Source organism: Streptomyces sp. NPDC028928 (genome assembly GCF_055564915.1).
This window is the reverse complement of sequence record NZ_JBVHVI010000009.1, coordinates 97,650-106,378: the sequence shown is the minus strand read 5'-3', so window position 1 is coordinate 106,378 and position 8,729 is coordinate 97,650. Positions and strand designations below refer to the sequence as shown.

9 protein-coding genes are annotated in these 8,729 nt (G+C 70.7%); 3 read left to right on the top strand and 6 right to left on the bottom strand.

Annotated elements, in window-relative coordinates:
* Positions 1-16 precede the first annotated feature (16 nt).
* Positions 17-388: a holo-ACP synthase gene (locus ACZ4U1_RS22400; RefSeq protein WP_388321668.1), complete on the bottom strand. Its 372-nt coding sequence runs from the start codon at positions 386-388 to the stop codon at positions 17-19.
* Positions 389-398: 10 nt separating this feature from the next.
* The gene (locus tag ACZ4U1_RS22395; protein ID WP_467905408.1) at positions 399-1,148 is read right to left on the bottom strand and encodes a hypothetical protein; all 750 of its coding nucleotides are present in this window, start codon (positions 1,146-1,148) and stop codon (positions 399-401) included.
* 35 nt (positions 1,149-1,183) lie between these two features.
* Between ACZ4U1_RS22395 and ACZ4U1_RS22390 the strand changes: the two genes are divergently transcribed.
* Entirely contained in the window at positions 1,184-1,966 is a 783-nt protein-coding gene (locus ACZ4U1_RS22390) for an SDR family NAD(P)-dependent oxidoreductase (protein ID WP_467905407.1), read from the top strand.
* A 10-nt stretch (positions 1,967-1,976) separates the two neighbouring features.
* Here ACZ4U1_RS22390 and glmS read toward each other — a convergent pair whose 3' ends face one another.
* Positions 1,977-3,824 (bottom strand): glutamine--fructose-6-phosphate transaminase (isomerizing), encoded by a 1,848-nt coding sequence (glmS, locus tag ACZ4U1_RS22385; protein WP_467905405.1) that lies wholly within the window; start codon positions 3,822-3,824, stop codon positions 1,977-1,979.
* A 183-nt stretch (positions 3,825-4,007) separates the two neighbouring features.
* Between glmS and coaA the strand changes: the two genes are divergently transcribed.
* Both coaA and ACZ4U1_RS22375 read left to right on the top strand, forming a co-directional pair.
* On the top strand, positions 4,008-4,976 hold the full coding sequence (coaA, locus tag ACZ4U1_RS22380) for a type I pantothenate kinase (protein ID WP_467905710.1): 969 nt from the start codon (positions 4,008-4,010) through the stop codon (positions 4,974-4,976).
* Between the two features lie 22 nt (positions 4,977-4,998).
* Entirely contained in the window at positions 4,999-5,931 is a 933-nt protein-coding gene (locus ACZ4U1_RS22375; protein WP_467905404.1) for a DUF389 domain-containing protein, read from the top strand.
* Positions 5,932-5,938: 7 nt separating this feature from the next.
* Here ACZ4U1_RS22375 and glmM read toward each other — a convergent pair whose 3' ends face one another.
* The 3 genes from glmM to rplM all read right to left on the bottom strand — a co-directional run bounded on the left by glmM (position 5,939) and on the right by rplM (position 8,475).
* Positions 5,939-7,297, bottom strand: a complete 1,359-nt coding sequence (gene glmM / locus ACZ4U1_RS22370; RefSeq protein ID WP_467905403.1) for a phosphoglucosamine mutase — start codon at positions 7,295-7,297, stop codon at positions 5,939-5,941.
* A gap of 179 nt (positions 7,298-7,476) precedes the next feature.
* Positions 7,477-7,989 (bottom strand): 30S ribosomal protein S9, encoded by a 513-nt coding sequence (rpsI, locus tag ACZ4U1_RS22365; RefSeq protein ID WP_103812805.1) that lies wholly within the window; start codon positions 7,987-7,989, stop codon positions 7,477-7,479.
* Positions 7,990-8,031: 42 nt separating this feature from the next.
* Complete coding sequence (gene rplM / locus ACZ4U1_RS22360) at positions 8,032-8,475, bottom strand: 50S ribosomal protein L13 (RefSeq protein ID WP_030345455.1); 444 nt, start codon at positions 8,473-8,475, stop codon at positions 8,032-8,034.
* Between the last annotated feature and the right edge of the window lie 254 nt (positions 8,476-8,729).

Sequence of the window (8,729 nt, the reverse complement as noted above, 5' to 3'; positions counted from 1 at the left end):
CCGGGCCCCGGTCCGGTCAGCCCTCGGCGACCACCACGGCCGAGGCGACGCCCGCGTCATGACTGAGCGACACGTGCCAGGACCGCACGCCCAGTTCCGCGGCCTTCGCGGCCACGGTCCCCTTCACCCGCAGCCGCGGCTGCCCGCTGTCCTCCACGTACACCTCGGCATCGGTCCACTGCAGCCCCGGCGGCGCGCCCAGCGCCTTCGCCAGCGCCTCCTTGGCGGCGAACCGGGCCGCGAGCGAGGCGATACCGCGCCGCTCCCCGCTGGGCAGCAGCAGCTCCCGCGCCACGAACAACCGGTCGGCCAGCCCCGGCGTCCGCTCCAGGGACGCCCGGAACCGGTCGATCTCGGCGACGTCGATGCCCACCCCGATGATGCTCATGCCGAGCACCCTACGACCCCGGAGAACCAGGCCCCGGCGACACCACGTCGGCCACCTGCTCCTCGACCGTGAACACGGTCCCGCAGTCGCCGCACTCCACCTGCCCGAACAGGTACGACAGCCGCTCGGCGAACACGGGCTGACCGTCGGCGAGCGCCCGCGCGTGCAGCCGCGCCCGCCATCCCCCCAGCCGGGCGGTGTCCGCCGGCCGCAGCGGCGTCCGTTCGGCCTCTTCGCGCGCGTGGTCGTCGGCGCAGGAGAAGAAGCCGTCGTCGCCGAGGACGAGGAACAGGTCCACTCCGCAGTACGGGCACGCGACCTCGCACTCGCCCTCCGCCAGCTGTTCCAGAAGCCCGTCCCGGACCGCCACACCGTGGAACGCCAGCGCGTCGTGCAGCAGTCCGGCGTACTCCTCCATGCCGAGCGGCAGCCCGAGGCACTCCTCGGTGAGCCGTGCCAGCTCGGCGATATCGGCCGCGTAGACCTCGTGGGCCCGCTCGGCCGACCGGTGGGCGCACCGCACGATCGGCCCGGCCGCGGACAGCACCCAGTGCCGCTCCTGCGGCGGCCGGGCGGCGGCGATCCGGGCGAGGCGGGGCAGTGCCGCGTAGCTCTCCGGGAAGGCGGTGTCGAGCATCGGGCAGAGCCGGTCCGTCAGTTCCGTCCAGACACCCGCCGGATCGGCGGCGAAACGGTCGAGCAGCGCGGGCACGTCCGCCGCGGCACCGTACGCGTCATCGAGGGGCGACCAGTCCGGCATGCCCCCATCCAAGCAGACCGCTCTACGCTTCCGGCATGAACTCATCACACGCCTATCTCTCCGGCCTCTTCTCCCTGGACGGCCGGGTCGCCCTGGTGACCGGGGGCAGTTCCGGTATCGGGCGGGCCGTCGCGGGGGCGCTGGCCCGGGCCGGGGCGCGGGTGGTGATCGTGGCGCGGCGGCCGAAGGAGCTGGCGGCCACCGTGGAGGAGTTGACGGGCGCCGGCTGCCGGGCGGCCTGGGTCAGCGGTGACCTGGGGTCGCGGGACGGGGTGCGCGCGGCGGCCGAGGAGGCCGCGGCCGTCTTCGGGGAACCCGACATCCTCGTCAACTCCGCCGGCGTCAACCTCCGGCCGCCGATGGCGGAGTTGGACGAGGACGTGTGGGACACCACGATGGCGGTGAACCTGGAGGCGCCCTTCCTGCTGGGCCGGCGGTTCGGGCCCGGCATGGCCGAGCGGGGCTTCGGGCGGATCATCCACATCACCTCCCAGCAGGCCCACCGCGCCTTCGTGCAGAGCGGCGCCTACGGCGTCTCCAAGGGCGCGCTGGAGTCCCTGGCCCGCTCCCAGGCCGAGGCCTGGTCACCGTACGGCGTCACCGTCAACACCCTGGTGCCGGGTTTCGTGATGACCCCGCTGAACCAGCGGCTGTCCTCCGACCCGCAGAAGGTGGCCGCCCTGGCCGCCCGCACGATGACCGGCCGCAACGGCCTCGCCGAGGACTTCGAAGGCGCGGCGGTGTTCCTGGCGAGCCGCGCCTCCGCCTACGTCACGGGCCAGTCGGTCTTCGTGGACGGCGGCTTCTCCGTCCACTGACCCCTTTTCCTCACTCCACCGTGACCGACTTGGCGAGGTTCCGGGGCTGGTCCACCTCGTTCCCCCGGGCGGTGGCCAGCTCGCACGCGAAGACCTGCAGCGGCACCGTGGCCACCAGCGGCTGGAGCAGGGTCGGCGTGGCCGGGATGCGGATCAGGTGGTCGGCGTACGGGACCACCGTCTCGTCGCCCTCCTCCGCGATCACGATGGTGCGCGCGCCCCGCGCCCGGATCTCCTGGATGTTGGACACGAGCTTGTCGTGGAGGACCGACCGGCCGCGCGGGGACGGTACGACGACGACCACCGGCACGTCCTCCTCGATCAGCGCGATCGGGCCGTGCTTCAGCTCGCCCGCGGCGAAGCCCTCGGCGTGCATGTACGCCAGTTCCTTCAGCTTGAGCGCGCCTTCGAGGGCGACCGGGTAGCCGACGTGCCGGCCGAGGAACAGCACCGTGTTCTTCGAGGCCAGGGTGCGCGCCAGCGCCCGTACCGGCTCCATCGTCTCCAGGACCCGCTCGACCTCCTCGGAGATCCGGGACAGGTCCTTGATCACGGCCTGGATCTCGTCGCCCCACTTGGTGCCGCGCACCTGGCCCAGGTACAGGGCGACGAGGTAGCAGGCGACCAGCTGGGTGAGGAACGCCTTGGTGGAGGCGACGGCGACCTCGGGGCCGGCGTGCGTGTACAGCACCGCGTCCGACTCGCGGGGGATCGTCGAGCCGTTGGTGTTGCAGATCGCCAGCACCTTGGAGCCCTGCTCGCGGGCGTGCCGCAGCGCCATCAGGGTGTCCATGGTCTCGCCGGACTGGGAGATGGCGATCACCAGCGACCGCCCGTCCAGGATCGGGTCCCGGTAACGGAACTCGCTGGCCAGCTCCACCTCGCACGGGATCCGCGTCCAGTGCTCGATGGCGTACTTGGCGATCAGGCCGGCGTGGAAGGCCGTACCGCAGGCGACGATGACGACCTTGTCGATCTCGCGCAGCTCGGAGGGGCTGATCCGCACCTCGTCCAGGGTGAGCGAGCCGGACGGGTCGATCCGGCCGAGCAGGGTGTCGGCGACCGCCTTGGGCTGTTCGGCGATCTCCTTGAGCATGAAGTAGTCGTAGCCGCCCTTCTCGGCGGCGGAGGCGTCCCAGTCCACGTGGTAGGAGCGGACCTCGGCCGGGCGGCCGTCGAAGCCCGTCACCGTGACGCCGTCCCGGCGCAGCTCCACCACCTGGTCCTGGCCCAGCTCGATCGCCGACCGGGTGTGGGCGATGAACGCGGCGACGTCGGAGGCCAGGAACGCCTCGCCCTCGCCGACGCCCACCACCAGCGGCGAGTTGCGGCGGGCGCCGACCACCACGTCCGGCTCGTCGGCGTGCACCGCGACCAGCGTGAACGCGCCCTCCAGCCGCCGGCACACCAGCCGCATGGCCTCCGCGAGGTCCGCGCAGGAGGAGAACTCCTCGGCCAGCAGATGGGCGACGACCTCGGTGTCCGTCTCGGAGTTCAGCTCATGGCCCCGCTCGGCCAGTTCCGCGCGCAGCACCGCGAAGTTCTCGATGATGCCGTTGTGGACCACCGCGACCCGGCCCGCGTTGTCCAGGTGCGGGTGCGCGTTGGCGTCCGTGGGACCGCCGTGGGTGGCCCAGCGGGTGTGCCCGATGCCGGTCGAACCGGTCGGCAGCGGCCGGTCGACCAGCTCCTTCTCCAGGTTGACCAGCTTCCCGGCCCGCTTCGCCGCGGCCAGCCCGCCGTCCGCCGGCACGGCGACACCGGCCGAGTCGTACCCCCGGTACTCCAGCCGCTTCAGTCCGGCCATCACGACATCGAGCGCCGACTGTGACCCTACGTATCCCACGATTCCGCACATGGGCGGCAGCCTACGGGCGGACAGCGATCAGAAACGGCCTCCGCCTGCCCGAAATCGGAAATTCCCACCGTCGCACGCAGCCCGCCGGCCACGACCACCGCGATGGATCCGGCGTGACGGACCCCACCCGCCGCGCCGTTCAAACTCCGTTAACAATGGACTGTGATCTCACCGGTCTCCTCGATGCCCCGGAGCGCCCACCGGCACAGGCCGGAGGCGACTCCCTACGTCGACCTCACCCGCGCCGAGTGGAGCGCGCTGCGCGACAAGACGCCGCTGCCGCTCACCGCCGAGGAGGTGGAGAAGCTCCGCGGTCTCGGTGACGTCATCGACCTGGACGAGGTGCGGGACATCTACCTCCCGCTCTCCCGGCTCCTCAACCTCTACGTCGGCGCCACCGACGGCCTCAGAGGCGCGCTGAACACCTTCCTCGGGGAGAAGGGCTCCCAGTCCGGCACCCCGTTCGTGATAGGCGTCGCCGGCTCCGTCGCCGTCGGCAAGTCCACGGTCGCCCGCCTCCTGCAGGCCCTGCTCTCCCGCTGGCCCGAGCACCCGCGGGTGGAACTGGTCACCACGGACGGCTTCCTGCTGGCCACCCGGGAGCTGGAGGCCCGCGGCCTGATGTCGCGGAAAGGATTCCCCGAGTCCTACGACCGCCGGGCCCTCACCCGTTTCGTCGCCGACATCAAGGCCGGCAAGGGCGAGGTCACGGCACCCGTCTACTCCCACCTGATCTACGACATCGTCCCGGACCAGCGGCTCACCGTCCGCCGCCCGGACATCCTGATCGTGGAGGGCCTGAACGTCCTCCAGCCCGCCCTGCCCGGCAAGGACGGCCGCACCCGGGTCGGTCTCGCCGACTACTTCGACTTCAGCGTCTACGTCGACGCGAGCGCCGAGGACATCGAGCGCTGGTACCTCAACCGGTTCAAGAAGCTGCGCCAGACCGCCTTCCAGAACCCGGACTCGTACTTCAGGAAGTACACCCAGGTCTCCGAGGAGGAGGCCCTCGACTACGCCCGCACCCTCTGGCGCACCATCAACAAGCCCAACCTGGTGGAGAACATCGCCCCCACCCGCGGCCGGGCCACCCTCATCCTCCGCAAGGGCCCGGACCACAAGGTCCAGCGCCTGAGGCTGCGCAAGCTCTAGCCGCCCCTGTTAGATGGGCGCCATGCTGCATCTGCGCCTGATCACACCGGCGGAACGGACCGACGAGGTGGTCCGACTGATCGAGAAGACGGTCGGCACCACCCACCTCGTCGTCCTGCCCGGCGCCGCCCGCGACCCCGCCGGCGACCTCGTCCTGTGCGACGTGGCCCGCGAGGCGGGCGACGAACTCATCAGCGGTCTGCGTCACCTGGGTCTGGACGAGACCGGTTCGATCGCCGTCGACGACATCGGCCTCTCCCTGTCCCGGCGCGCCGACAAGGCCGAGGCGGAGGCACCGGGAGAGGGCGCGGACGCGGTCCTGTGGGAGGGCCTGACCGAGGCCACCCACGAGGAGTCGACGCTGTCGGTCACCTATGTGGCCTTCATCACCCTGGCCACGATGATCGCCGCCTGCGGTGTGGTGCTGGACAACGCGATCCTGATCGTCGGCGCGATGGCGGTGGGCCCGGAGTTCGGCCCGCTGGCCGGCCTCTGCACGGCCCTGGTCCGGCGGCATCCGCGCCTGGCCTGGCGCTCGCTGATCGCCCTGCTGGTGGGTTTCGCGGTGGCGATGGCGGTGACGGTCGGCTTCAGCCTGTTCATGGACACGATCGGGCTGTTCCACCGGTCGGATCTGGAGGGCGAACGCCCCAACACCGCCTTCGTGTACGCGCCCGACGCCTTCTCGCTCATCGTGGCGGTCCTGGCCGGCATCGCCGGCACCCTGTCCCTGACCTCCGCCAAGTCGGGCGCGCTGGTGGGCGTCGCGATCTCGGTGACGACGGTCCCGGCCGCCGCCAACGCGGCGGCGGCCCTGGCCTACGGCGACACGAACCAGACCCTGGGCTCGAGCGTCCAGCTCCTGGTGAACCTGGGGGGAATCGTCCTGGCGGGAACGCTGACGCTCCTGGCCCAGAAGTACTTCTGGACGAAACGAAGGGGACGCCTCCCGTAGGCCGGAACTATCCCAGCGCCGACTTCACCGCGTCGGCGAGCCGGCCGGCAACGGACCGGGCCTGCTCGATGTCCGCGGCCTCGACCATGACCCGGACCAGCGGCTCGGTCCCGGAAGGCCGCAGCAGCACCCGCCCCGTGGCCCCCAGCTCCTTCTCCGCCTCGGCCACCGCGGCAGCGAGATCGGCGGAGGTCTTCACCCGCGACTTGTCCACGTCGGGCACATTGATCAGCACCTGCGGCAGCCGCTCCATCACGGAGGCCAGCTCCCGCAGCGTACGGCCGGTCTCCGCGACCCGCGCCGCCAGCAGCAGGCCGGTCAGCGTGCCGTCACCCGTGGTCGCGTGGTCGAGGATGATGACGTGTCCGGACTGCTCGCCGCCGAGGGCGTAGCCGTGCTCCTTCATCTCCTCCAGCACATACCGGTCGCCCACGGCCGTCTGCACGAGCCGGATGCCCGCGCGCTCCATGGCCAGCTTGAAGCCGAGGTTGGACATCACGGTCGCGACGACGGTGTCGGAGCGCAGTGCGGAACGCTCCCGCATCGCCAGCGCGAGCACGGAGAGGATCTGGTCGCCGTCGACCTCCTCACCGGTGTGGTCCACGGCCAGGCAGCGGTCGGCGTCGCCGTCGTGCGCGATGCCGAGGTCCGCGCCGTGCTCCACGACCGCGGCCTTCAGCTTGTCCAGGTGGGTCGAGCCGCAGCCGTCGTTGATGTTGAGGCCGTCCGGCTCGGCGCCGATCGTGACGACCTCGGCGCCGGCCCGGGCGAACGCCTCCGGCGAGACCCCCGAGGCCGCGCCGTGCGCTTCGTCCAGGACGATCTTCAGCCCGTCGAGCCGGTTGGGCAGCACCGACAGGAGGTGGGCGACGTAACTCTCGGAGCCCTCGTCGTACGGCCGTACACGCCCGACCCCGGCGCCCGTCGGCCGCTGCCACGGCTCGCCGTGCCGGTGCGCGTCGTAGACCGCCTCGATCCTGTCCTCCAGCTCGTCGGCGAGCTTGTGGCCGCCGCGGGCGAAGAACTTGATGCCGTTGTCCGGCATGGCGTTGTGGCTGGCGGAGAGCATCACACCGAGGTCGGCGCCGAGCGCGCCGGTCAGGTGCGCCACCGCCGGCGTCGGCAGCACACCGACGCACAGGACGTCCACGCCCGCGCTCGCCAGTCCGGCGACCACCGCCGCCTCCAGGAACTCCCCGGACGCCCGCGGGTCCCGCCCGACCACCGCTTTCGGCTTGTGGCCCTCGAAGGTGCCCGCCTCGGCCAGCACGTGCGCCGCGGCGACGGAGAGGCCGAGCGCCATCTCGGCCGTCAGATCCGCGTTGGCGACACCGCGCACGCCGTCCGTGCCGAAGAGTCGTCCCACTTGTCCTCCTGAGGAAGCGTCCTTGCTGCCGGGAATGATGGCAGACGCCATGCGATCCGATCACACAAGCCTTTGAGCGTCTTGTGTCGTTATACGCCCTTGGCTGGGATAAACGAACGCCCCGGCGGCACACGTGGCGTGCCGCCGGGGCGTTCGGAGTACGAGCAGGCAGCTGCTGGTTAGCGCTTGCTGTACTGCGGGGCCTTGCGGGCCTTCTTCAGACCGGCCTTCTTGCGCTCGACCGCACGGTCGTCGCGCTTGAGGAAGCCGGCCTTCTTCAGCGGGCCGCGGTTGTTGTCGACGTCGGCCTCGTTCAGCGCACGGGCCACACCGAGACGGAGGGCACCGGCCTGACCGGAGACACCGCCACCCGCGATGCGGGCGATGACGTCGTAACGACCCTCAAGCTCCAGGACCTTGAACGGCTCGTTGACTTCCTGCTGGTGCACCTTGTTGGGGAAGTAGTCCTCAAGGGTGCGACCGTTGATCTTCCACTTGCCGGTGCCCGGAACGATCCGGACGCGGGCGATGGCGTTCTTCCGGCGGCCCAGGCCGGCGGCCGGCTGGGGCTCACCGAAGCGCGAGGCGAGGGACTCGGAGGTGTACTCACCCTCCACCGGAACCTCGGACTCGGTGGTGTAGCTGTCGATGTCAAGCTCTTCGAGCGGCTGCTCGGCAGTGGTCTCGGCCACGATTCTCCTCAGATTCTCTTCAGTCTTAGGGGGTGGCCGGACTTACTGCGCGACCTGGGTGATCTCGAACGGCACCGGCTGCTGGGCAGCGTGCGGGTGCTGGTCACCCTTGTAGACCTTCAGCTTCGAGAGCATCTGACGGCCCAGCGTGTTCTTGGGGAGCATGCCCTTGACGGCCTTCTCGATGGCCTTCTCGGGGTTCTTGTCGAGCAGCTCGTCGTAGCGGACGGAGCGCAGACCACCCGGGTAGCCGGAGTGGCGGTACGCCATCTTCTGGGTCCGCTTGTTGCCGGACAGGTGCACCTTGTCGGCGTTGATGATGATGACGAAGTCACCAGCGTCGACGTGCGGCGCGTAGATCGGCTTGTGCTTGCCCCGCAGGAGGGTCGCAGCAGTGGTGGCGAGACGGCCCAGGACAACGTCCTGAGCGTCGATGACGTGCCACTGGCGCGTCACATCGCCGGGCTTGGGGCTGTACGTACGCACGGTTCGTAGCCTTCGCTTCGAGTGAATGGTCCTAAACAAGGTCACCGAAACGATCACGACAGCCTTGACCCACGGCGGCGACGCAAACCGCGTGCGTGGGGTCGCTGGTCATCGGCCCGGTGGACCGGTGTAAGGGCCCGTCCCGTGAGAATGAGCAAGCCAATACACAACGAAGAAGTAGGTTACCGGGCGGCCCCCGACCGGGTCAAAACGAGGCAGGCCGCCAGACGGACCCCGCACCACCGGCCCCCCGT

Coding starts and splice junctions, on each gene's coding strand:
- ACZ4U1_RS22400 (WP_388321668.1), bottom strand. CDS start 388: ATGAGCATCATCGGGGTGGGCATCGACGTCGCCGAGATCGACCGGTTC.
- ACZ4U1_RS22395 (WP_467905408.1), bottom strand. CDS start 1,148: ATGCCGGACTGGTCGCCCCTCGATGACGCGTACGGTGCCGCGGCGGAC.
- ACZ4U1_RS22390 (WP_467905407.1), top strand. CDS start 1,184: ATGAACTCATCACACGCCTATCTCTCCGGCCTCTTCTCCCTGGACGGC.
- glmS (WP_467905405.1), bottom strand. CDS start 3,824: ATGTGCGGAATCGTGGGATACGTAGGGTCACAGTCGGCGCTCGATGTC.
- coaA (WP_467905710.1), top strand. CDS start 4,008: ATGCCCCGGAGCGCCCACCGGCACAGGCCGGAGGCGACTCCCTACGTC.
- ACZ4U1_RS22375 (WP_467905404.1), top strand. CDS start 4,999: ATGCTGCATCTGCGCCTGATCACACCGGCGGAACGGACCGACGAGGTG.